This window comes from Paenibacillus sp. 01T431, from assembly GCF_056398625.1.
In genome coordinates this window covers 24,108-46,676 of the sequence record NZ_JBFTPT010000010.1, presented here as the reverse complement: position 1 = coordinate 46,676, position 22,569 = coordinate 24,108, and the positions used below count along the sequence as shown (strand labels likewise).

The following is a 22,569-nucleotide window of genomic DNA, read 5'->3' as shown; positions in this document are numbered from 1 at the left end:
TTACTTACTTATATATAGCAGTTTTTCATTCTCTGAGCAAGCTTAAAATTGAACAGTATTCAGCAGCGGCTCGAAACCATCGATATGACAGCCTACTATATCTCCGCCGCGAATAACGACAGCACCTGGTGTTCCTGTCATCATAATGTCGCCCGGCAGCAGCGTCATCACTCTGGAGTGAAAAGCAACAGCTGCAAAAGGGCGAAACTTCATATTGAATACTTTATTGCGATATGCGGCCTCACCATTAATTGCGGTTTCCACATTCAGCTCTAGCAAATCAGAAATCTCATCCTTCGTAATTAACTCCGGCCCGAAGCTGAAAAAGGTATCGAAGCTTTTGGCCCTCGATAAAAACCTCTGATGTCTAGCATGAATATCAGCTGCCGTAACATCAATTGTCGTCGTATACCCGGCAATGACGTCATACACTTCAGCTTCTGATATATTTTTGCAGGTTTTTCCGATAATAATGCCGAGTTCAGCTTCTGCTGTAATTTTCCCAACTCCTTCTGGAATTTGTATCGCATCAAGCGGACCGATAATCGTCGTATCCGGCTTGATGAAGCTGACCGGCTCTTCATTTGGGTCCGCCAACGCTAATTCTGCCGCATCCTTTACGTAGTTCATGCCGATACCCCAAATTTTGCGAGGGTAACGGTATAGCGGAGCGTACTGTACATCCTCATACGGAATCGCTGGCAATCGCATCAACTTTTCCTTTCCTACTCCTTTGTACCATTCTGTTAAAAGACTCAGCTCGCCCAAACGAATAAGCTCGAACAGCTCTTTACTCCAGCTGGCATTCTCTGCCTCATTAATCGTTTCTATAAGAACAAGGCCTTTTGCACTTGGTATCGCAGCGAGCTCCTTGCCATTCCTTTTTACTGTTGATATTTTCATTGCCAGCAGCTCCTTTTCTTTAGCTTAATGGCTTTATTCGTGTCGAGACGTGATCAGCCACCCATTTCAACAGCCTCATATCCTGACCTCTACCCGCAATGAAGGATAGGCCAATTGGACAACCCAGCTCGCCTGCAATCGGAACCGTAACCTGCGGCAGCCCTGCCAGCCCTGCTAAACAGCTCATTTCGAGCGTTTGAGCACGACGCTGCTCAACCTCCGAGCCCGATAATCCGAGCAGTGGCGCTATCGCAGGCACGGTCGGCACAACGAGCACCGTATCCTCTCCAAGCCATCCATCCATAAGCGCCCGCGCTTCTTCCCGAATAGTGAAAGCTGTACCACTATCCTCTTGCCGCAGCGTGCTCGCCCAAGCAAACCGCTCCGCTATGCCCGGTCCAAAGGCAGGCTGCTCGCGCAATATCCAATCCCGATGCTCACGCCAAATCTCTAATCCTTGAATAAACCGAAAAGCATTCACCCACTCTCGCAGCCCGTTTGGCGCAATGACGGCTTGTTCATGCCTCTGGGCTAGATCATGCAGCATTGGAAAATATTGCGACGAAGCTGTAGATGTGTGCTCATCCGTCAATGCCCATACATCCTTCGCAAACACCATTCGCGTGAATGTCTCCTTACTGCTCCCTTGCTCATCAAGCAGTACACTGCCCACTTGTAAAAGTGTTTGCGCATCGCGAGCCATCCAGCCTACCGTATCGAAGCTAGGCGCCAGCGGTATAAGCCCATTCGTATCCACTGCACCATGCGTAGGCCGTATTCCATAAATTCCACAATAGGCGGATGGCACTCGAATGGAGCCTCCCGTATCCGTACCTATAGCGAAATCTGCTAATCCTGCCGACACCGCAACAGCTGATCCGCTGGAAGAGCCTCCGGGTATTCGGCCAAACGCTTTAGGATTCACCGGTGTTCCATAATGGGCATTTTCTCCGTTAATGCTGTACATCAATTCATCTGTAATGGTTGTTCCTTTTAATGCCGCTCCGTTTCTAAGCAGCCGATTTATGACCGAAGCGTGCTTATCCGCCTCGTCATGTGTTCGCAGCCAATCGGGATTGCCTGCACCTGAGATGTGACCAGCAATATCAAATACATCCTTTGCCGCATACGTTTTACCGCTTAAGACACCTTCAGCTAAAGGCTCTATCTCAAGCTGTTCCGTCGCATACGCATTCCAGCTTTGCTTCATCAAGATCCCCGCCTCCTCTTTACCATCCCATTGCTGCGCCATCGCAGCGCGGATCCGATCCGCCTTGCAGTAAACCTTGCTCATCTCGCATAATCGCATGGGCATGGCCCATAATGCCGTCGAAGTCCTTCACTTTCTTGACCGTGTGACCCGCCCGCGCCAGCGATGCTAGTACGTCTGCAGAAACCCGCCCTTCTATCTTCAGCTCCTGCGTTGGTTCTCCCCACGTTCGGCCCCATACCCATCTAGGTTCATTTATCGCTTGCTGAGGATTCATGCCATAATCCATCATCCGGGTAAATATCGCCGTTTGCGTCTGAGGCTGGCCCTCGCCGCCTTGCGTGCCATACAGCACAGCAGGCTTGCCATCACGACATGCCATCGCTGGCATTAAGGTGTGAAATGTCCTTTTAGTTGGCTTCAGACTGTTTACATGATTCGGATCAAGCGAGAAAAACGAGCCGCGGTTTTGCAATAAAACACCCGTATTGCCCGCTACGACGCCCGATCCAAACTCGAAGTACAAGCTTTGAATGAAAGAGACGGAATTCCCTTCCTCATCTACAACTGCTGCATAGGCGGTGTCGCTGCCCAGCATCTCTGATTTCTCGCATGAAGCATGATTTAACTCAATTGAAGCAGCTAGCGCTGCCGCATATTTTTTATCCAAGAGCCGCTCAAGCGGTATGCTCGTAAATGCAGGGTCTGATAAATATTTGTTCCGGTCATGGAAGCTTAGCTTTAATGCCTCGACGCATAGATGATAATAATTATGGGAGCCATGTTCAATTTCACCGAGCTTAAACTGCTCTAGTATTTGAAGCGCCATAATAGCGGAGAAGCCTTGTGAATTGGGAGGCATCTGATGAAGCGTATATCCTCGGTAAGTGCCCTCAATCGGGAGCACCCAGTCGCCATGATGATCCGCAAAATCATCCTCGGCAAGCAGACCATTTTGTTTGCCCAAAAAACTCGTCATTTCCTTTGCAGTTTCGCCTTTATAAAACTCATCGCGCCCAAATTCAGCTAAACGGCGCAGCGTCTTCGCAAGCGCAGGCTGCTTAAATCGCTCGCCAACCTTAACCACCTGCCCGTTTGGCAAGTATATATCTGCTGTTTCGAGTGTTCTTGCAAGAACGATTTCATTATGAACCGTATTTTGATATTGATCATTCGACATAGGGAAGCCATTCGCGGCGTAATCAATAGCGGGTGCCAGCACCTGCGCCCAGTCCAGTCTGCCATACTCTCGGTGAACCGCATCCCAGCCATCTACCATGCCGGGCACCGTTACGATACTGCCAATGCCCCGATTCGGAATCGCCGCCAAGCCATCGTAAGCACTAATACTAGCTTTATAACCAGATCGGCCGCTGGCATTATAGCCGCGCACCTTTCCTTCACTATGATGATAGCCGAGCCAGAAGGAGTCTCCTCCAAGGCTTGTCATATGCGGATAAACGACGGCGAGACATGCGCTCACAGCGACAGCTGCATCGTAAGCATTCCCACCTTGCGCAAGCATACGAGCGCCAGCTGCAGTAGCTAAATAATGAGGGCTGACAACCATAGTTTTGGTTCCGATGACCGATTGATTCATATCTACCACCCCTAAAAATGGATATAACTCTAATCAAACTCGCAATTCATTATTAATATGTTAGATAATATAACATTGTGTATTCTTTTAAAATACCACCTCAGAGAATGATAGGCAATAAAAATGTAACTTCTTTTTATTAATTGTGTTGAAAACGAATGGTGATGTGTATATATTTATACATATGGTAATTAAAACTCGGTATTACAAGACACCTTGCAAAATAATGAAATAAAATTGGAGCTGATGAACAAGTGCAAGAAAAGCTTATTGATGAACCAAAAATCATGGAAATTGATGATATCGATCGTAAAATCATTGCTGAGCTCAATATTAATGGAAGAATATCTTACACAGACTTAGCGAAGGAGATTGGATTATCGCGAGTAGCTGTCCAATCTCGGATTAATGCGTTGATGGACGGCGGCGTCATCGAACGATTCACGGCCGTCATTAACCCTGAGCGAATCGGTATAAATGTATCGGCTTTTTTCAATGTAGAGGTAGAGCCTAAGCATCTGCACGCCGTTGCTGATCAGCTTTCGACAGAGCCGTTTGTCACAAGCCTCTACCATATGACTGGACCGAGTAAACTGCATATGCATGGTCTGTTTCGCAACAATCAGGAGATGGAGCATTTTCTCAAAGATAAGCTTTACACACTGCCCGGCATTATGAGCGTCGATTGTCAGGTGTTAATCAATCGTTACAAGAGTCGAATGGGAATGAGGCTGTAGATGATGGCTGGCAAAATAATGAATAACCGCTACATGCAGCTTTCATGGGCGATGATGAAGACAGGTATTCTTGGCTACGGGGGCGGCCCGTCCGTTATCCCGCTGATTCGATACGAGGCAGTTACGAACTATAAATGGATTGAAGATGAGGAATTTGGCGAAATTCTTGCGCTTGCTAATGCACTGCCAGGTCCGATCGCAACAAAGATTGCCGCCTATTTAGGGTATCGCGAAAAAGGTACTCTCGGTGCCATCGTGTCTGTTCTCGCCCATATCATCCCTTCTGCTGTTGCGATGATTCTGCTATTAACGACGGTTCAATTCCTCAGCAGCGCGGCCTTCATACAAGGTATGATCGGTGCGGTAACGCCTGTCATCGCTGTCATGCTTGGCATGATGGCCTATGAATTCGGAGAACGTGCCGTCAAAGGACTTGGCAAATACGTCGGCTTTGGCTTTTTTGCATTAGCATTCGGACTGCTGCAAGGCATTCATATTCATCCTGCTATCGTCATTCTTTTATTTCTTGGTTACGGTGCTTTTCATCTGAAAACAGTTGCAGCCCTTCAGCGCAAAAAAAAGCAGAAGCAGCTCCGAAGCAGCCAGCAGAAGGAGGGCGTAACGCGTGGAATGGATTAATTTAATTATCGGATTTTTTATTGCTAATGTGCTTGGCTACGGGGGCGGACCAGCCTCCATTCCGCTTATGTACAGGGAGATTGTAACGAATCATCAATGGACGACACCAGTAGAATTCTCAAACATACTGGCGCTTGGCAATGCACTCCCAGGTCCGATTGCGACTAAAATTGCCGCCTTTGTCGGCTACGATGTCGGCGGCTGGATCGGCTTAATTGCCGCATTAGCTGCAACGATTGTTCCATCCGCTGTTGCGCTCATTCTACTTCTTAAGGTGCTGCAGAAGCATCGTCAATCGCCTGTAGTCAAAGGAATGACGCTGCTTGTACAGCCCGTAATTGCCATAATGATGCTGCTTCTTACATGGCAAATGGCTCAAAGCTCTATCGAATCAATCGGAATTGTGCAATCGCTCATTATTGCAGCAGTCGCTTTCTGGGCGATGCAGTTCCGCAAAATTCATCCTGCCATCGTCATCGTTATCGCATTCGCCTATGGCGGTCTTGTTATTCCTCATTTGAACGTACTATAAATAACTAATAGGGCGAATCCCAGTAGCAAATGTCTAGTGGGGTTCGCCCTATTTTTTCATGAATATAACGATTAATCAAAAAAGTTTATAACATGGGTGAGTGCTGCAGGAATAACAATCAGTTTATTTTTTTATAGTTGATAGCAGAAGATAAATCTAAGAAGAGGAAAGAAAACCTGCGAAAAGCCTTATAAAATCAAGGTTTTTTGCGGGTTTTCATGTTTTTATCAAGCCCTGCTCCCTACCATTGACAAATGAACGGAGCGAACGCTCCAGGGAGGGAAAGGAATATGTCTATACAACTGTTAGCACCATAGTACATTCAAGAGGCTTGCGTCGCATACAATCGTGCATAAATCCCGCCACTTCGCAGCAGTTCCTTATGCGTACCCATCTCGGCAATCTCTGTACCCTCCAGCACGACGATCTGGTCGGCATGAAGGATCGTCGATAGCCGATGGGCAATTACCAGTGTTGTGCGATCCTTGGATATGTCGTCCAGCGCCTGCTGGATCTCTTGCTCGGTCTTGGTATCAAGCGCCGATGTCGCTTCATCCAGAATGAGGATCGGTGCATCGCGCAGAATCGCCCGTGCTATCGAGAGCCGTTGCTTCTGCCCTCCGGACAGACGCACACCGCGTTCACCAATTACCGTATCGTAGCCTTGCTCCATCTGTGCTATAAAATCATGCGCTTTAGCCGCTTTCGCTGCATCAATCACATCTTTCTGGGTCGCGTCCTTCCAGCCATAAGCGATATTGTCATACACCGAGCCATCAAACAAGAAGGTATCCTGCAGCACCATCGAGATATTGTCACGTAGGCTGGAGAGCGTCACATCACGAATATCGATGCCATCTACTCGAATCGAACCGGCCTTTGGATCGTAGAAACGGTTAACGAGACTGGCCAATGTCGACTTTCCTACGCCGGTTGTTCCTACAAGCGCCACGGTCTTTCCGGGTTCAATAGTGAGGTTCAGCCTCTCTAGTACAGGCGCACCATCTTGATAAGCGAATGAGACATTTTGAAAGGATATCTGTCCTTGTACACGAGGCAAACGAACTGCGTTTCGCTTCTCCTGTATGTCTTCCTCTTCTTCCAGCACATCATATACCCGTTTAAGACCAGCGGCGGCTCGCCCTCCCATTTCTACCAAGCCGGAAAAGGACTTTACCGGTTGATAAAACATACCCAGGTAGGCGATGAATCCGATGATATCAGCAATGCTTACCTCGCCTGTTGCCATCAGTCTGCCGCCCATTATCACAATAAACACGGTACCCAGCGCGGTCACAAATGCCAACAACGGTACAGAGGTTTCATAGAACAGACTAGCGCGCAAATAGGCCTTAGTATTTTTCATAGCCAGACGAGAAACGTTGCCCCGCTCCTCCTCCTGCCGATTGAAAATTTGGATTTCCTTCATGCCCGACAAGTTTTCCTGAACCTTGCCAGCAATTTCTCCCCGCGCCTTGGAATTCTCTCCCCACAGCGGCGACAAGCGCTTGCTTTGCCATATCGTGATCGCAAGCAGCAACGGAATCGTGATTAGACTGATCAGTGCCAGTTTCACATTGATCGTCAAGAGCAAGATGCCTACTCCGATAAAAGTCAGTACGTTGATGATAAATTCAGGAATAGCATGGGCAATGAAAATTTCCGCTTCCATCGCATCATTAACAACGCGCCCGGTCAAGTCACCCGTCCGGCTTCGATGGAAATAGCGCAAGCTCATCTGCTGATATTTGCTATACAATCTTGTTCTTAAATCCGCCACATAATGAAGTGCGGCATAATGGTTCATATAACCTGCCAGTGATGTTCCGATGGCTTGCAGACAGGTGGCTCCAAGCAGCAACAAACCAATCGTCAGCGCTTCCGAGGCAAACTGACTGCTACCTTCAGTCGCCAATTGTGTCAACGAGCGGAGCGCCCAGGGTAAATAAAACCCTGCCATTGTAGCCGTTAAGACACCGGCAAATCCAATGCCTAACTGTAACCAGTATTTCCGGGCGCCCAGTAGGACACGCCATGCGATTTTCATGTGGCAATTGCCTCCTTCTGTTCCTTAGCTTTTAGGAGTGCTTCATCTGCTCCTTGATCCGCTCCTTGTTCTCTACGTTTATCACGCAATAGCTCGTACGTCACATACACCGGTCGCCCCGTTCGTGGTTCCAGCATAATCTCGGCATCAATGGCAAACACCTCACGCAGTGTCCGTACCGTCATTACGCGCTCTGGCGAGCCATGCTCCACCACCTGGCCCTCACGAATCGCTACCATATAATCGGAGAAGCGCGCTGCCAGATTCAGGTCATGCAGCACCATCACAATCGTCACCTGCTGACTGCGATTCAGTTCATAGAGCAGCTCCAGCACTTCAAGCTGATGCGCCAAGTCCAGATAAGTGGTGGGTTCATCCAACAGGATCAGATCGGTCTGCTGGGCGAGCGCCATCGCAATCCATACGCGCTGACGCTGACCGCCAGAGAGCGTATCGACCTCACGATGCTCAAGCACTGTAAGTTGTGTAACCGATAGGGCCCAAGCGACTACTTGCTTATCCTCTTTGGAAAGCTTGCCAAAGCCCCGTTGATGAGGAAAGCGCCCATAGGCGACTAATTGACCGACTGTCAAACCGCTCGGTGCGGTCGGCGTCTGCGGCAGAATCGCCATCTGCTTGGCTACTTCCTTGGTGGACAGTGTGTGGATATCGGCACCATTCAAATAAACCGTGCCATGTTTCGTCTTGAGCAGCCGACCGACTGCCTTTAGTACGGTTGATTTGCCGCATCCATTGGGACCAATAATCGAGGTAATCTGTCCACGCGGAATCTGCAAATCCAGTTCTTTTACGATAAGTGTATCATTATAGGCAATATCGATTTGTTGCGCTGTAATACATTCCATGGCGTCCTCCTAATTGGCCTTCACTAGTAAATAAAGAAAGTAAGGAACACTGATGACCGTAATAACGATTCCCGTCGGCACATCTCCCCCAAGACTAACCGTGCGCGTAATCGTGTCAGCCAGAACCACGACTAATCCCCCGGTCAGACTGGCAGCCGGAACGAGCAATTTGTGATCGGGCCCGACCAGTTTTCTTGCCATATGCGGTGCGATCAAGCCAACGAAGAAGAAGCTTCCACCCACGGCCACACTGCCAGAGGATAAAGCAACAGCAGCGATCGACAACCCCAAAAACTGCCGCTTCACGGCAAGGCCCAGCCCTTGTGCCGTCTGATTGCCCAGATAGAGGGTGTTCAGCATGCGAGCCTTATAGAAAATATAGCCGAGCAAAATCAAGACCCATGGTGCTAGTATGGAAATATAGCGCCAATCATCGCCCCACAAGCTTCCCGCCAGCCAGTGCAGCATGAAGTTCATCTGCGAATCATCCAGCTTGAGCGTCAGGAAGGTGGTCAGCGCCCCATACCCGCTTCCGAGCGCGACACCGGTTAAAATCAAACCGATTGGCGAGATGTCTCGCCCACGGCGATACGATAATAAGAAGATCAATCCTGCCGCCAAAAGTCCCCCAACAAAGGCCAGCAATGGCAGGGCAATAAAGGCGCTCTTTCCTGTCGATGCAATGAATACGACGAAGAACAGGACAAACAAACCCGATCCCGAACTAATTCCAAGTGTCCCCGGACTAGCCATGTCATTGCGCAGCAAACTCTGCATCACGACCCCAGACGCTCCCATCCCCAGACCTACCAAGATCGACAGTACAATTCGTGGCAGGCGAAAATCGAACACGATCAGATTTTGCTTGTCGGTACCGTTTCCCAGAAGAACGTTCAGCACTTCTAGCGGCGAAAGATTCATTTTGCCAGAATTCACGCTAAGGACAGCAAACATAAGGATGAGCACCAAGAGCACTACATTGACGATGATGCCCCGTTGCACCGTATAACGCTGCTTGATCATTCAAATTCCCTCCTTTGCCTGCGAGCCAGGAAGAGAAAGTACGGTACACCAATGATAGAAAATATAATGCCAATCGGTGTTTCGAAAGGCTTATTGATCAATCGGCCAACCAGATCGGCCGATACGGTCAGCAACGCACCATATAGCGCAGCAGCAGGAATAATATACCGATAGTCGACACCGACCATGTATCGTACAATATGCGGGGTAATCAGACCAACAAAACCAACAGGGCCAACCATGACAACAGAAAGTCCAGTCAGCACGAGCACGATAATCGTCGATAGACCCTTGACCAATCCGCTGCGAATACCGAGTCCACTTGCCACATCATCCCCCAAACTGAGCAGTGTAACGGAAGGAGACAGCGCCAGCGCCAGCAGTACGCCACCAACAAATAGCGGTGAAATAATCAGCAATTCCCCCCACTTAGTCCCCGCTGTACTGCCTGCCGTCCAAAATGCTAATGCTCGACCAAGGTTATAATTAATCGCTAAATACTGACTGAGTGCACCAAACAGCATGGATATGGAGAGTCCTGCCAGAACCAACCGCTGAGGCGTCATTCCGCGCTTGCCCAGTGAAGCGAAAAAATAGGTCATCCCGGTCGCAAGCGCTGCACCCAGACAAGCAAACAGCATCATCAGCCCATACGAATAACCCGGCAGAAAGGCCAGGCAAAGTGCAATCGCGAATGCTGCCCCAGAGCTGATTCCCATCAGCCCAGAGTCGGCCAGCGGATTGCGCGTCGTCCCCTGCATAATAGCCCCGCATACCGCAAGGCTGCACCCGACAATCAGATCGGCTACGGTACGAGGAAGACGTAGGGTTTGAATAATTTGATGCTCAGTCAGAGTTGGATCAAATCGGAAAATAGCCTCCCATGCAGTCGCTAACCTCATGTCGGCGGCACCGAAGCTAATCGATGCCGCCGACATGAGAACCGTTAATCCAAGCCCTACCACCATGTACATGGTGAAGTTTATTGCTCCACGGCGTTTTTGTTCAGGCTTGTTTTTCATCATGTGTTCCTTTCCTCACCTAATGACAATCTAGTTTGAAACATTGCTCTTATATTAAAAACCTTATTTAGCTAATTTCAGCAATTGATTTACAATATGATCGATCAATGCACTGGAAGTCATTATATCCGTGGACCAAGATAGCGATGTACCCACCTTTACGATATGATTGTTCTGCACAGCAGGTAGTGATTTCCAAACCGCATTATCAGCAGGTATTTCCGTATCTCCTATGGAGATCAGATAATCCCCTATGTAAGCGTCCAAGACCTCCATAGAGATATCTCCCCAATATCTATCAGTGTCAATAATATCAGTTTGAACTTTTGACGGTGCCTGCATTTGAAGTTCATTATAAACAAGCTCGCCAACCGCATGCTTGGCTCCAGCAACGTAGTTACTTTTATCACTGAATTCTCCCATCGTAATCGTCACGTCTGAAAGACCTGCATTCTGAAGGGCTAGCTTCGCCTCTTCGATTTTTCCGGCATAAGCATTCAAAACAGCCTTAGCCTCTTCCTGCTTATTCAAAACATCACCAATAAAATTTATCCGCTCTTCTGTAGTCATATCACCATAAGGGACATAAATTGTCGGGGCAATTTTGGATAAATCTTCATAATTTTCATCACCCCATGCTAAAATGATTAGATCAGGCTCAAGAGTCATGACATCTTCCGGCTCCGCTTTTATATTAATGGCGTCTTTAATCTGGTTAGCAAACACAGGTTCCGTCTCGCCCCTTGCCGCTCTTGCCACACCTAGAGGAGTTACACCTAGGGCCACCACATCACCCACCAAATAATCGACTACAACACGCTGAGGGTTGCTAGGCACCTCAACATCACCCTTTACTGTAGATATCGTTCTGGTCTGCGAGACTGCTTCTGAAGCTTTCGTCTCCGAGACTTCCGATTGTGTCGTCTGTTGTGTCTGTGCAGGCGCTTGATTCACCGTTCCTCCGTTATTCGCTGGCGTCCCCGATGTACATGCCGACAACAACAGCATCAAGCTCATTGCCGCCGCCAAAATCATTTCTTTACTTCTTACTTGTCCAAACATGGTTGATTCCCCTTCTCTATAAGACTTGACTAGATTCGCTAGTTCCATCTTATTGTAATGAAGATGAGAATCGTTATCAATACCATCAACCTGCATGGATAGTGCGTTTATTTTCCGATAATCACTTGGCGTCATCTTGTAATACTTCTTAAACATCCGAAACAGGTTTTTCTCATCTGCAAAACCAGATCCTGTTGCGATCTCTTTAATGGTTGCTTCTGTATGCTTCAAGTCATGACACGCAGCTTCAATCCTTCTCTGAATGAGATACTCCTGTAAGCTCATCCCTTCCTTCTTTTTAAACAGCCGCGTCAATTGCCCACCACTAATGCCAAACATATCGGCAATCTCTTGAAACATAATCGGCTCTCTGTAATGTTTATCAAGATATATCTTGGCAGAACAGGCTGGATCTGGCTGGAGATACCTAATCTCACCACCCTCAAAATCTCTGTACACCCCATGAATCAGTTGAAATAGAAAACTTTTGGCCTGCAGCTGATCCATCGCCTTACCGCGGTTCCAGCCATTCATCATCTGTTGAAACCAATCGAGCAGCAAGATGGGATTACTTGGCGTATAACCAAACTGTTGAATAAATGGATTCACTTGCTCCAGTAATTGCTGCAGATACTTATTGAAAAAAAGAGGTAATTCTGCTTTATAAAACATCATAAAGGTCTTCACATTTCCCCCTTTAGGCGAAATACTGAGCAGGCTCCCCTTCCCGCCGTGAACTAAACCGAAGCGCTCCATTCCAAATGTGGTTTCATTCAGTTGAATTTCCGCTTCTCCTCCACATGCATAGATAAACATGCTACTAGGCATTTTATACTGCTCTAACGGGTATTGGGGCTCTATATTCTGAAAGCGTACATCTATTAATGTAATGACCGAACGTGTCCAAATACGGGCCATCGTATCGATCATCTCTGGTGTATATACCTGGCTTGCTTCTGCTTCTTCCTGCATCTATCCGAGCTCCCTTATTTCACTTTTTTCTAATTTACTTACCGCTAATAATTGATTTTGATTATCAATATCATTTGTGTTAGATAAGTATATCATCATTAATTGACATTGGGGAGCAGGCAACGGACGTTATGCTTTTCTTCATCCTTTTAGCAGTAGTGTGCGCTAGACACGTTTGAGAGAAATATTTACTTCGTAGGATACAATCCCCTTATAACGTTACTGACGTAATTGGCACACGAGTGGTAAAAGGGCAACTAAAACAAGCAAATTTCCCAAAAAAATATCTCTTCAGCTTAAAGCCCTTGGTGGCCGGTTTATTCAAGCATAAATTCTCACAATTCCCACTTCATTCAGCGAACTGCATAAGTCATAGTTAGCACTATATAAATTATAAAATTTAGTGTATTATACCAAATATCACCAAAATATGATGTCTAGTGATTTGACCGATTGGAGACTACTCTTCAAGAAAGGATATATAAATGAAAAAAATATTTGAATTCGCCTATTACGGTGGATTGGCTGGATTTATTATTATGCGTATTTTTTTATACGACTACAAGGGCATCATGTTCGCTTTTGCTGGATTAGGTTTGATAGGATTTATAGGCAAAAAAATCATTAAATCCAAACAAGCTTCTATCAGCAGTTAGGACTGCAAAAAAACCTCCAGCTACGTTTCGGTAGACTAGAGGTTTTCTTAAAAATCTAAATTATCATCCCTTATGATTGCTCGATAACGCGAACCGCAATACTCTGCTAATTGCCGCTGGCAGCACACTGACATGACTCTCATCACAAAATTTCACCATTTCAGAATAAAAGCCTTTTTCCGCAAGGGGCAGCAGCCGCTCAGCAAGCTGTTCTGCATCCTTCACCATAGCGGGAAGCTCGTCTGCACCAATAGTGAGCATCAACCTCGGTAGATTGCCCTCTTTTATGAAACTCTTCTCAAAAGCTTCGGCTTCCTCCAGGACAGCAAGCAGCGTCACAACATCATTGATGATTTTTCCATAAGCAATCAGTCTGCTTACCCATCCATATTTTATGGCTCACGATGTGCCTCCCTTGGCTCTGGAACAAAGTTTACTCATCATTTAATTTTTCTTTCGTCTTCTTCTTTATCATAGTATATATTTTAAAATGGTTACAATAAATCCCTATTCCATTCTTACATATTTGAGGATTTCAAATCAATTTTCAATTAAGCCAACATAAAAATACCGTTAACCTGGAAGTGATAAGGCTACGGCATTTTCTGCAGTATTTACTTCTTTTTTAGATTCCACCGATAAACAGTTGTTAGCGTTTAGTTAATGCACGCAAAACCTCTTTCGGAAATTACCAAACTATATTTCGTTGCTTGCGCTCTTTTAAATCAAATATAATTTAAATGAAATAGGAATTTAGTCCCTTGGTACAAAAGTATTGTTATCCCTATAATCAATGGAAGAGTAACAATTCTTATTCAACTGCTCTCAGTACCTCCTCTACCTTATCAGATACATCCCTTTATACTAACAACTACAGCAAATATACGAGGAGCGACCGAATTGCACATCGATTTTTTGTTTACATTATTATTGAACATCCTCAGCTGCTTGATCCTCATTTGGTCCTTCTACAATGAGCATAAACAATTTCGGATATTTAAAAAATCCAAAAAAAATGTTCAGGTATATAATCCATCTTTCCTTATTCCCGACAAAAAATTCACTCTCACGGTGCTCTTGTATGTAGTTATCGTTACGACCTTATGGATACTGCTTATCTTTGGTTTAACGGATATCGTTTATAAGCACTGGTTTGCGTATGTTTTCCCCATTATGCTCACCACCATATTCTCTGGCGGTAAAATCAATTATTCAATTGGTGAAGATGGCGTGTACCATGCAAAAACAGTCATTCCTTGGGAGGATGTTGTTTATTATCAATTGACGGAAACAGATCCTTTTCATACGAAATTTTCACTCGACATCCATACAAAACATCAAGTATTCCGTGGAGTAGTTCATGCTGATTCCAAAAAAAAATTACTTGTGCTGCTTCGAAATGTTCCGACTTCAAGTACTGCAGATGAAATCCCAACTGAATAGGACGGGCTAAACCGTCTTTTCCAAATATAAAAAAAACAAAAACAGCAGCCCTCGGGAGTCCCATGGTCTACTGTTTTTTCGCTTTTATATCCTTATACCCGCGCACGAATTCCATCTATATAAGCCTTTGACTCCGCCATCTGATGCTCTTTCGCTTCTTCCATGATGATGTGTACATGCGGCTTATATTGATTCAAAAGCTTCATATACAGCTCATAATTCATCTGTCCGAGGCCAGCAGTTACGGTAGCCAGTTCGCCACTCCCGAGCAGCATGCGATCCTTCGCATGAGCCGCAATAATACGATCACCGAGCAGTTCGAACGCTTGCCCAATGACCTCATCCTGCCTCGTAAAATTAGAAGATGTCAGCAGATTGCCAGGATCAATAACGACACCGATATTGGAGGAAGGAACCTCCCCCAGCATCCGAGCCAGCTCAGGAGCCGTTCCAATCAAATGGTCGTTTGCCGCCTCTAGACCGACAAAGACGCCCCACTTCTCAGCTTCCTCTACTAACTCCTCTAATGTCGCCTTCATCACGGACCAATCTCGGTCAGTGTAGTCTCCGCCTTCATTCCGTCCCGTTTCCGCAGCTACCATTGGCGCTCCGAAATACTTCGCATAGCGCAGCAGCTCCTTAAAGCGATTCACATTGGCACGGCGCAGCTGCTCGTCACGTTCAAATAAATGAACATAGCAGCCAAGCACTGAAATCGAAACGCCATGCTTATCGAACTGCTCGCCGATTGCATTCGCAAGACCTGGGCTTAAGTTCCCAGGCTTGCTGAAATCGACATCGCTAATCGCCTTCCACAAAGCTAGCTGCACATGGCTGAAGCCGCTCTCCGCAACCTTAGGAGCAAGCTCCTTGTACGGCAAGCTTCCGAATAAATGAGCGAGTACACCGACTGACATCTGATCGTCTCCTTCAAGTTTAGGCGCTGCCCTCGAGTGCGACATCCACCTTCGGCGCGTACACTTTTTTGGCTAAATAAGATTGCGCAATCATGAACAACCCACCTGTTACCCAGTAAAGTGAGATAGCTGCCGGTGCCGATAGAGCGAATACGCCCATCAGTATCGGAGACAGGTAACCCATGAAAGCCATCTGCTTCTGTTGTGCAGCATTCGCATTGGGCTGCGTCGTCTGCGAAACCTTGAATTGTACAAAATAAACGAGCGCTGCGATAATCGGCAGCACAATATCCGGCGAGCCTAGCTTAAACCAAAGAAACGAATGATCTGCCAGCTCTGGCGTAAGCTTAATCGCGGAATATAGACCCATCAATATCGGCATCTGAATGAGCATTGGCAAACACCCGATAGCGAGCGGATTCACCTGATGCTTCTGGTAAAGCTGCATCGTTTCCTGCTGCAGCTTCTGCTTGGATGCTGCATCTGATTTGTTTTTGTACTTATCTTGGAGCTGCTTGAGCTCCGGCTGAAGGATAGCCATCTTTGTTTTCATCTGGTTCTGAGAGCGATACTGGCGCATCATGAGCGGCAGTAGAACAAGTCTAATCATAAGTGTAATGCCAATAATCGCAAAACCGTAATTTCCGCCAAACATATCAGCCAGATATTGAAGCACCGCTGATAATGGGTAAATGACATAGTGGTTAAAAATACCCGGTGTATTTCCATCAATCGTACCACTAGCCGTACTACAGCCGCTTACTAGAAGCAGCCCTGCCAGCATCAAACCGGCCATTAATACACGTCCGTATTTTAAAGAAGTGAATACATTGTTCGTTTGCATAAAAATCCTCCTCGTTTGTTTGAAAATAGCTGAACAAACGAGTTGGAACAGTCTGCTATGTCATCATCTGGCGATTCTTTCCGCTTTACCTTGCGAACTAACCAATGATGCAGCGGTATTGAACGAATCAATACCTGCGGCAGCAAACTATACATTATACTTACAACCTGATTCCGTTCCCAGTACTCATAGGCACCAGAATGCAAATGCGAAGCGTAAGCATACGCTAATGAACAAAGTAAGCTGATTGAAATGAGATACGGTATGATGTCATGCAGTTCAAGCTCGAACAATGTACTCACCTCCCTTCATCTGAAAATAGTTTTCTTTCTATCTGGATATTATAACAGTAATTCTGATCAAATGACGACTGTCAAAATCTCGAATATGCAAACAAAAATGGCAGGCACTCATTTCTTCAATAAATGCAGTCTTTTCGCATAAATTATTCAGCATAAATATAAGTGGGTACTAATAAATATGCTGAAATTTTCACAAAAGCGGCTCATTGGTTATTTACAAAGGATAGTGAACACCATATAATTTCTAATGTTGCAGGCGCATACGGCTGAAACGGAGCTATTTTATCAATATACACTCATCTCATGATGACAGATAAGCCTGTTAAACCTATCAACTTAGAAGAAAGAGGACACCATGAATCGAAAAAAGCTCAAAGTCATTTATTTATCGCTTATCGTCTTTACGGTTCTGCTAATCGGACTTGGACAAGCCTTCCCTATGGGGAAAAGCAGCGCTTATTCCGTTAGTGCAGAGAGTGCATCAAGCACTCCAGTTAATGGTCAAAAAAAGAAACTCATAATGGGCACATCCGCCGATTATCCACCTTACGAAAGCGTCGATGCCAAAAACAACGGCGAATTCGTTGGATTAGATATCGATATAGCCAAGTATATCACTAGTCAGCTCGGATACGAACTGGAAATCACACACATGGATTTCAATGGGCTTGTTGCTGCGCTTCAGACCGGCCGAGTCGACTTCGTCATGTCCGCAATGTCCGCCACGGATGAGCGCAGGCAAAATGTCGATTTCTCTGATACGTATTACGCTGCCCGCAATACGATTGTCTCAAAGAAGTCTGCACCGCTCGAAACAGAAGCTTCTTTATCGGGTAAACTAGTCGCGACGCAGCTTGGCTCCACACAGGATCTTTACGCAGAAACGATTGAAGGAGCCACGCTTAAGAAGCTTAATAAGATTCCAGATCTTATTCAAGAGCTGAACTCCGGACGTGTCGATGCGGCTATCGTAGAAGACGCTGTCGCCATTGAGATGACCAGCCTTAACCCGGGTTTGGCGATGCATTTCCTGCCAGCTGAATCGGCGGAAAATGGTTATGCCATTGCATTTCCTAAGAAGTCCACTATTGTGAACGAGTTTAACGGTGTCCTCTCCGAAATGAAGGACGACGGCAAGCTCGATGAAATCGTGCAGAAATGGTTTACTGCTGAGAAGGAACAATCCAACTCTCTGCTTAATTTGAACATCGACTTCAGTATACTGAAGGGATACACTCCTTATATTCTGAAGGGTGTATATGTCACGCTGCTCTTCACCCTTGTCTCCGCATTGTTCGGACTTGTGTGGGGTACAGTGTTGTCCCTATTCAAAATATCCGGCATTAAGCCGCTTGAGTGGTTCGCAACCGCTTATACATCTATATTCCGCGGCACGCCTCTGCTTGTACAACTGACCATTATTTATTATGCAACGCCGCAGCTATTCAATTACGATATACCTGCGTTAATGGCTGCCGGCCTTGCCTTCGGACTCAATTCAGCTGCCTATTTGTCAGAAACGATCCGCGGCGGCATAATGGCCGTGGACAAAGGGCAGCGCGAAGCTGCCATTGCACTCGGCATTCCGTACCGGAAGATGATGCTTCGCATTATATTCCCGCAGGCGCTTCGTAATATTTTGCCGGCGCTCGTGAACGAATGTGTTGCTTTGCTTAAGGAATCGTCACTCGTATCTGTCATTGGGGTATCCGATTTGATGCGCCGTGCAGATGTAGTACGCTCCACTGAGTTCCGCTCCATTGAAGTGTTATTATTTATAGCTGCAATCTATTACGTGCTTGTGCTTGTCTTAACATCCTTTGCTCGAATGCTTGAAAGGAGGCTGCGCCGCAGTGATTAATGTAACCGACTTAACTAAAACCTTCGGCAAAAACCAAGTGCTAAAAGGTATTACAACAACCGTTGAAAAAGGAGAGGTTGTTGCTCTAATCGGACCATCCGGCTCAGGGAAATCCACCTTTCTACGTTGTTTAAATATGCTGGAGACGCCAACTTCCGGCGAAATTACAATAGATGGAACAGCCATTACCGACCCCAAAACAAATATTGCCCGCGTGCGGCAGCGGATCGGAATGGTATTCCAGCACTTTCACCTATTTCCGCATATGACCGTGATCGACAATATTACGTTTGCTCCGATTCAGGTCAAAGGAGTATCGCAGCAGGAAGCCCGTAAGAAAGCGATGGAGCTGCTAGCTCGCGTAGGTCTCTCGGACAAAGCAGATAGTTATCCATCCCGCTTATCCGGCGGACAGAAGCAGCGCGTTGCGATCGCAAGAAGCTTAGCGATGGAGCCCGACATCCTGCTGTTCGATGAGCCAACCTCTGCGCTTGATCCTGAGATGGTCAAAGAGGTGCTTAATGTTATTCGCAGCCTTGCCGACAGCGGCATGACGATGCTTATTGTTACGCATGAAATGAAGTTTGCCCGTGAAGCTGCGGACACGATTTATTTCCTAGATAACGGCAAGCTTGTTGAAAAAACGAAGCCTGAGCAGTTTTTCACTAAGCCGCAAAGCGAGAGAGCTGCACGTTTCCTGGAGCAGGTGCTTTAAATTAGCTTATTAAGGATAACAGGTGCTAAGCGCACATTTAAACAAAGCTCTGCGGCTCATTCTGCCGCAGAGCTTTCTCTTTTATACGCTACTCCTTCCGATCAACAAGCGACTCCATCTCAACACATGCCATAATGAAAGCCCCGACGCCGTGCAGATCGTTCTGGCTCGTTGGGCGCGTGACGTAGTTTTCATAGTCGCCAGCCGAGGTGCCGATGCAAATATCCGGCAGGATGAAACGTCCCTGCTCGTCAGACTGCACCACTCGAACAAGCCCTTCAAACCCGCGCCTTGCCGCATCCAAGCACTCATCTCCTACAAGGCCAAGCTTGTAGGCTCTTGCTAGCGTATAAACGAACAAACAAGTACAAGAAGTTTCCAGCCAATTATCAGCCAAATGACCTTTGTCCACGACCTGATACCAGAGTCCGCTCTCTCCATCCTGATACTTAATCAGCGACTGGGAGAAATCAGCCAGCACGGCTTCCAGCTCAGCACGTCCCGCTTCGCCTTCCGCTATTTCATCAAGAAACTGAGCGACTGCAAGACCATACCAGCCAAGTGACCGACCCCAAAACTCTGGCGAACAGCCGGTCTCAGGATCTGCCCAAGGCATCTGCTTGCTCTCATCCCAAGCGTGATAGAGCAGCCCCGTCTTCTCATCCCTCATATAGCGTCGCATCAGCTGCTCTTGATGCAGAACCATATCGCGCAGCGCTATTTCTCCGTAGGCGTTCGCATATTTTAGCGCAAATACTCCGCCCATATACAAGCCGTCCAGCCACATATTGTAGGCATATTTATCCTTGTGCCAAAAGCCGCCCTCCGAGGTGCGGTGCAGCGTGTCGAACAGGCTGCGCAGCTTATCGGCTGCGATTCGGTATTTGCGCTCATCGCCTTGATCATCTAAACGGAACAATAACAGCCCCACTTGGATAGCATCCAGCTCGTCACGGGCAAAATCAAAGTTGCCGCATTCATCCACCAGCTTGTCTACGTAGCGCTTAATATAAGCAGCGTAACGTTCATCCCCCTCCGCTTGCCACAGCATCTCCATCCCGCAAAGAAACACGCCTTGGTGATAATGCCAGCGGCCAGCAGGAGGAAGCTTTTCTGGCAAATAGGTGTCCATTAATGAATCACAAGCGGCTCTCGCCCAATCGATAGGTGTCAATTTCACATCATTTCGCATCCAAACAGTACTCCTCTCCATTTTCCACTGTTACAGTTCAAGCTCAAACAACATCAACCTTTAATCGAGCCCAGCATCGCACCCTTAGCGAAATGCTTTTGCAAAAACGGATATACGATCAGAATAGGCAGCGTCGCTACAACAATGACAGCCATCTTCACCGTCTGATCCGGCGGCGGAACTGCTGCATCCAGGTCAGAGCTGTAGTCTAGGCCGCTAGCCAGCACGACGATTTGGCGGAGCAGCACCTGAATCGGCCACTTGGCGCTGTCATCCAAGTACAGAATCGCACTGAGATACGTATTCCAATAGGTGACCGCGTAAAATAATGAAATGGTAGCGATCGCGGGCATCGATAGCGGAAGCACGATACGGAACAAGATGCCGAAGTCGTTGCAGCCGTCGATTTTGGCCGATTCCTCAAGCCCTTCGGGTATATTTTGAAAAAAGTTTTTCAAAATAATAAGGTTGAACGCGCTGATTGCCGACGGGATAATGAGCGCTGCATAGCTGTCGATCAGCCCCATCTCGCGCACAACAAGAAATGTCGGAATGAGCCCTCCGCTGAACAGCATCGTAAATACAACGAGAAACATAATTCCCTTGCGTCCGTCGAGATCTCTTCGCGACAAGCCATAGGCCATCAACGCTGTTGTGAACATGCTGAACAGGGTGCCGACGATCGTAACGCCGGTCGATACCGTCATGGCACGAAAAATCGTATTGGTCGAGAAAATGAATTTATAGGCATCAAAGCTCCAAATCGTTGGCACGAGGATGAACTTCTTCATCGCCATCTCGGCGCTTGTGGTGAATGATCCGGCAACAACATGCAGAAACGGAAGCACCGTAACGAGCGCGATAATGGCAAGGAGCGTGAAGTTCACAATGGAAAATAGCCGCCCGCTAAACGTTTTATCCTCTACCATGCTGAATCCTCCTTAAGTTTTTGTAGTGAAGCTTCTGGCGACTTAACCTTCGAGCGCCTTATCCTAATAGATGCCTTCCTCGCCCATCTTCTTCGCGAGCCTATTGGCCGTCATTACAAGCACAAGCCCGATAAAGGATTTGAAGAAGCCAATCGCCGTGCTGTAGCTGAATTTCCCCTGTCTAAGTCCAGCCGTATAGACATAGGTATCGATAATCTCAGCAACCTCACGATTCATCGAGTTCAGCAGCAGGTACACATGCTCGAACCCAAGCTCAAGCACATCGCCGATCTTTAGAATGAGCAAAATAATAATAACGCTACGAATGGCAGGCAGCGTAATATGCCATACCTGTCTAAGCCGGCCCGCTCCATCCATCCGTGCTGCCTCATAGAGGCCAGGATCGACGGAGGCGATGGCCGCCAAATATATGATCGTTCCCCAACCCGCTTCCCGCCAGATCACCTGAATGATATAGGTTGGTCTGAACCACTCGGGACTGAGCAGGAAATTGACTTTTTCGAATCCAAAGTACTCAAGCAGCTCGTTCACAATACCGCCGTCCGACGTTAGCATGACGAAGCTGATCGACACAATAATGACCCAAGACATAAAATGCGGCAAATACACAAGCGTCTGAAACGTCCGTTTGAAAAAAGAGAATCGAACCTCGTTCAGCATAAGCGCCAGCAGGATCGGGATCGGAAAATAAAATAATAAATTCATGCCAAACAGCAGCAGTGTATTCGTTAAAATGTTCAAAAAATCAGGCTCGGTGAACAAACGTTCAAAATGCTTGAAGCCCACCCATTCACTCCCGCCAATACCCTTGAACGGCTTATAGTCTTGAAAGGCAATAGCAAGCCCAAACATCGGAATATATTTAAAAATAATGAAGAAAAGTACGCCCGGCAGCAGCATGACATAGAGCCATTTGTTTTTCCAAAGCCGCTTCTTAAGCTCGCTCGTTCTAGGCTGAGGTACCCTTGCCAGTTGAACCGCGTTTTCCTGATGAGCTTCTTGCATATGGGTTCTTCCTTTCCACGGGAGGTTATAGAGACTGCTCGAGCATGCGAGCAGCCTCTATGGGCTATTCT

Annotated in this window: 22 protein-coding genes; 7 read left to right on the top strand and 15 right to left on the bottom strand. The window is 46.9% G+C overall.

Translation table 11 applies throughout. The annotated features are described in order from the left end of the window. Positions 1-42 precede the first annotated feature (42 nt). The 3 genes from AC1DM9_RS18925 to ggt are packed head-to-tail and all read right to left on the bottom strand — an operon-like array spanning position 43 to position 3,713. Positions 43-903 (bottom strand): fumarylacetoacetate hydrolase family protein, encoded by an 861-nt coding sequence (locus tag AC1DM9_RS18925; RefSeq protein WP_477581614.1) that lies wholly within the window; start codon positions 901-903, stop codon positions 43-45. Between the two features lie 19 nt (positions 904-922). Then, on the bottom strand, positions 923-2,113 hold the full coding sequence (locus tag AC1DM9_RS18920) for an amidase (RefSeq protein WP_477581798.1): 1,191 nt from the start codon (positions 2,111-2,113) through the stop codon (positions 923-925). A 19-nt stretch (positions 2,114-2,132) separates the two neighbouring features. Then, the gene (gene ggt / locus AC1DM9_RS18915) at positions 2,133-3,713 is read right to left on the bottom strand and encodes a gamma-glutamyltransferase (protein WP_477581612.1); all 1,581 of its coding nucleotides are present in this window, start codon (positions 3,711-3,713) and stop codon (positions 2,133-2,135) included. 287 nt (positions 3,714-4,000) lie between these two features. On the opposite strand from ggt, the gene AC1DM9_RS18910 reads away from it, so the two are divergent. The 3 genes from AC1DM9_RS18910 to AC1DM9_RS18900 are packed head-to-tail and all read left to right on the top strand — an operon-like array spanning position 4,001 to position 5,621. Continuing rightward, positions 4,001-4,450, top strand: a complete 450-nt coding sequence (locus AC1DM9_RS18910; protein ID WP_339209783.1) for an Lrp/AsnC family transcriptional regulator — start codon at positions 4,001-4,003, stop codon at positions 4,448-4,450. Then, positions 4,451-5,089: a chromate transporter gene (locus AC1DM9_RS18905; RefSeq protein WP_441874629.1), complete on the top strand. Its 639-nt coding sequence runs from the start codon at positions 4,451-4,453 to the stop codon at positions 5,087-5,089. It abuts the gene before it with no gap. Beyond that, the gene (locus AC1DM9_RS18900; protein ID WP_477550615.1) at positions 5,076-5,621 is read left to right on the top strand and encodes a chromate transporter; all 546 of its coding nucleotides are present in this window, start codon (positions 5,076-5,078) and stop codon (positions 5,619-5,621) included. Before AC1DM9_RS18905 ends, AC1DM9_RS18900 begins: the two co-directional genes overlap by 14 nt. Positions 5,622-5,943: 322 nt before the next feature. Here the strand turns inward: AC1DM9_RS18900 and AC1DM9_RS18895 are convergent, their stop codons facing one another. The 5 genes from AC1DM9_RS18895 to AC1DM9_RS18875 form a co-directional block, all read right to left on the bottom strand. Then, on the bottom strand, positions 5,944-7,668 hold the full coding sequence (locus AC1DM9_RS18895) for an ABC transporter ATP-binding protein (RefSeq protein WP_441874627.1): 1,725 nt from the start codon (positions 7,666-7,668) through the stop codon (positions 5,944-5,946). Further along, positions 7,665-8,534: an ABC transporter ATP-binding protein gene (locus AC1DM9_RS18890; RefSeq protein ID WP_477581609.1), complete on the bottom strand. Its 870-nt coding sequence runs from the start codon at positions 8,532-8,534 to the stop codon at positions 7,665-7,667. The genes AC1DM9_RS18895 and AC1DM9_RS18890 overlap by 4 nt, the downstream gene beginning before the upstream one ends. A 9-nt stretch (positions 8,535-8,543) precedes the next feature. Continuing rightward, positions 8,544-9,557: a FecCD family ABC transporter permease gene (locus AC1DM9_RS18885; RefSeq protein ID WP_477581607.1), complete on the bottom strand. Its 1,014-nt coding sequence runs from the start codon at positions 9,555-9,557 to the stop codon at positions 8,544-8,546. Then, positions 9,554-10,579 (bottom strand): FecCD family ABC transporter permease, encoded by a 1,026-nt coding sequence (locus AC1DM9_RS18880; protein WP_477581796.1) that lies wholly within the window; start codon positions 10,577-10,579, stop codon positions 9,554-9,556. The genes AC1DM9_RS18885 and AC1DM9_RS18880 overlap by 4 nt, the downstream gene beginning before the upstream one ends. 63 nt (positions 10,580-10,642) lie before the next feature. Then, a complete protein-coding gene (locus AC1DM9_RS18875; RefSeq protein WP_477511262.1) occupies positions 10,643-12,613 on the bottom strand; it encodes a helix-turn-helix domain-containing protein in 1,971 nt (656 codons plus the stop codon). A 485-nt stretch (positions 12,614-13,098) separates the two neighbouring features. Between AC1DM9_RS18875 and AC1DM9_RS18870 the strand changes: the two genes are divergently transcribed. Next, on the top strand, positions 13,099-13,269 hold the full coding sequence (locus AC1DM9_RS18870) for a hypothetical protein (RefSeq protein WP_339205489.1): 171 nt from the start codon (positions 13,099-13,101) through the stop codon (positions 13,267-13,269). 63 nt (positions 13,270-13,332) lie between these two features. Here AC1DM9_RS18870 and AC1DM9_RS18865 read toward each other — a convergent pair whose 3' ends face one another. Next, positions 13,333-13,608, bottom strand: coding sequence for an alpha/beta hydrolase (locus tag AC1DM9_RS18865; protein WP_441874623.1), 276 nt, complete (start codon positions 13,606-13,608; stop codon positions 13,333-13,335). 561 nt (positions 13,609-14,169) lie between these two features. On the opposite strand from AC1DM9_RS18865, the gene AC1DM9_RS18860 reads away from it, so the two are divergent. Continuing rightward, a complete protein-coding gene (locus tag AC1DM9_RS18860) occupies positions 14,170-14,712 on the top strand; it encodes a DUF5673 domain-containing protein (RefSeq protein ID WP_477581604.1) in 543 nt (180 codons plus the stop codon). 92 nt (positions 14,713-14,804) lie between these two features. On the opposite strand, the gene AC1DM9_RS18855 is transcribed toward AC1DM9_RS18860, so the two are convergent. The 3 genes from AC1DM9_RS18855 to AC1DM9_RS18845 are packed head-to-tail and all read right to left on the bottom strand — an operon-like array spanning position 14,805 to position 16,766. Next, complete coding sequence (locus AC1DM9_RS18855) at positions 14,805-15,629, bottom strand: sugar phosphate isomerase/epimerase family protein (RefSeq protein WP_477581602.1); 825 nt, start codon at positions 15,627-15,629, stop codon at positions 14,805-14,807. Positions 15,630-15,648: 19 nt separating this feature from the next. Then, positions 15,649-16,473, bottom strand: a complete 825-nt coding sequence (yidC, locus tag AC1DM9_RS18850) for a membrane protein insertase YidC (protein WP_076266344.1) — start codon at positions 16,471-16,473, stop codon at positions 15,649-15,651. Further along, a complete protein-coding gene (locus AC1DM9_RS18845) occupies positions 16,443-16,766 on the bottom strand; it encodes a hypothetical protein (RefSeq protein ID WP_076266345.1) in 324 nt (107 codons plus the stop codon). Before AC1DM9_RS18845 ends, yidC begins: the two co-directional genes overlap by 31 nt. Before the next feature lie 364 nt (positions 16,767-17,130). On the opposite strand from AC1DM9_RS18845, the gene AC1DM9_RS18840 reads away from it, so the two are divergent. Together AC1DM9_RS18840 and AC1DM9_RS18835 are read left to right on the top strand one after the other, a co-directional pair. Continuing rightward, positions 17,131-18,636, top strand: coding sequence for an ABC transporter substrate-binding protein/permease (locus AC1DM9_RS18840; RefSeq protein WP_477581600.1), 1,506 nt, complete (start codon positions 17,131-17,133; stop codon positions 18,634-18,636). Continuing rightward, complete coding sequence (locus tag AC1DM9_RS18835; protein WP_430056719.1) at positions 18,629-19,351, top strand: amino acid ABC transporter ATP-binding protein; 723 nt, start codon at positions 18,629-18,631, stop codon at positions 19,349-19,351. Before AC1DM9_RS18840 ends, AC1DM9_RS18835 begins: the two co-directional genes overlap by 8 nt. Before the next feature lie 88 nt (positions 19,352-19,439). Here the strand turns inward: AC1DM9_RS18835 and AC1DM9_RS18830 are convergent, their stop codons facing one another. The 3 genes from AC1DM9_RS18830 to AC1DM9_RS18820 all read right to left on the bottom strand — a co-directional run bounded on the left by AC1DM9_RS18830 (position 19,440) and on the right by AC1DM9_RS18820 (position 22,498). Next, positions 19,440-20,543: a glycoside hydrolase family 88/105 protein gene (locus AC1DM9_RS18830; RefSeq protein WP_441874619.1), complete on the bottom strand. Its 1,104-nt coding sequence runs from the start codon at positions 20,541-20,543 to the stop codon at positions 19,440-19,442. Between the two features lie 53 nt (positions 20,544-20,596). Beyond that, complete coding sequence (locus AC1DM9_RS18825) at positions 20,597-21,472, bottom strand: carbohydrate ABC transporter permease (RefSeq protein ID WP_076266349.1); 876 nt, start codon at positions 21,470-21,472, stop codon at positions 20,597-20,599. 63 nt (positions 21,473-21,535) lie between these two features. After that, the gene (locus AC1DM9_RS18820; RefSeq protein ID WP_441874618.1) at positions 21,536-22,498 is read right to left on the bottom strand and encodes an ABC transporter permease; all 963 of its coding nucleotides are present in this window, start codon (positions 22,496-22,498) and stop codon (positions 21,536-21,538) included. Positions 22,499-22,569: the final 71 nt, after the last annotated feature.

Excerpts from the sequence above, each read along its gene's own strand:
- AC1DM9_RS18925 (WP_477581614.1), bottom strand. The coding sequence starts at position 903 with ATGAAAATATCAACAGTAAAAAGGAATGGCAAGGAGCTCGCTGCGATA.
- AC1DM9_RS18920 (WP_477581798.1), bottom strand. The coding sequence starts at position 2,113 with ATGAAGCAAAGCTGGAATGCGTATGCGACGGAACAGCTTGAGATAGAG.
- ggt (WP_477581612.1), bottom strand. The coding sequence starts at position 3,713 with ATGAATCAATCGGTCATCGGAACCAAAACTATGGTTGTCAGCCCTCAT.
- AC1DM9_RS18910 (WP_339209783.1), top strand. The coding sequence starts at position 4,001 with ATGGAAATTGATGATATCGATCGTAAAATCATTGCTGAGCTCAATATT.
- AC1DM9_RS18905 (WP_441874629.1), top strand. The coding sequence starts at position 4,451 with ATGATGGCTGGCAAAATAATGAATAACCGCTACATGCAGCTTTCATGG.
- AC1DM9_RS18895 (WP_441874627.1), bottom strand. The coding sequence starts at position 7,668 with ATGAAAATCGCATGGCGTGTCCTACTGGGCGCCCGGAAATACTGGTTA.
- AC1DM9_RS18890 (WP_477581609.1), bottom strand. The coding sequence starts at position 8,534 with ATGGAATGTATTACAGCGCAACAAATCGATATTGCCTATAATGATACA.
- AC1DM9_RS18885 (WP_477581607.1), bottom strand. The coding sequence starts at position 9,557 with ATGATCAAGCAGCGTTATACGGTGCAACGGGGCATCATCGTCAATGTA.
- AC1DM9_RS18880 (WP_477581796.1), bottom strand. The coding sequence starts at position 10,579 with ATGAAAAACAAGCCTGAACAAAAACGCCGTGGAGCAATAAACTTCACC.
- AC1DM9_RS18875 (WP_477511262.1), bottom strand. The coding sequence starts at position 12,613 with ATGCAGGAAGAAGCAGAAGCAAGCCAGGTATATACACCAGAGATGATC.
- AC1DM9_RS18870 (WP_339205489.1), top strand. The coding sequence starts at position 13,099 with ATGAAAAAAATATTTGAATTCGCCTATTACGGTGGATTGGCTGGATTT.
- AC1DM9_RS18855 (WP_477581602.1), bottom strand. The coding sequence starts at position 15,629 with ATGTCAGTCGGTGTACTCGCTCATTTATTCGGAAGCTTGCCGTACAAG.
- yidC (WP_076266344.1), bottom strand. The coding sequence starts at position 16,473 with ATGCAAACGAACAATGTATTCACTTCTTTAAAATACGGACGTGTATTA.
- AC1DM9_RS18840 (WP_477581600.1), top strand. The coding sequence starts at position 17,131 with ATGAATCGAAAAAAGCTCAAAGTCATTTATTTATCGCTTATCGTCTTT.
- AC1DM9_RS18830 (WP_441874619.1), bottom strand. The coding sequence starts at position 20,543 with ATGCGAAATGATGTGAAATTGACACCTATCGATTGGGCGAGAGCCGCT.
- AC1DM9_RS18825 (WP_076266349.1), bottom strand. The coding sequence starts at position 21,472 with ATGGTAGAGGATAAAACGTTTAGCGGGCGGCTATTTTCCATTGTGAAC.
- AC1DM9_RS18820 (WP_441874618.1), bottom strand. The coding sequence starts at position 22,498 with ATGCAAGAAGCTCATCAGGAAAACGCGGTTCAACTGGCAAGGGTACCT.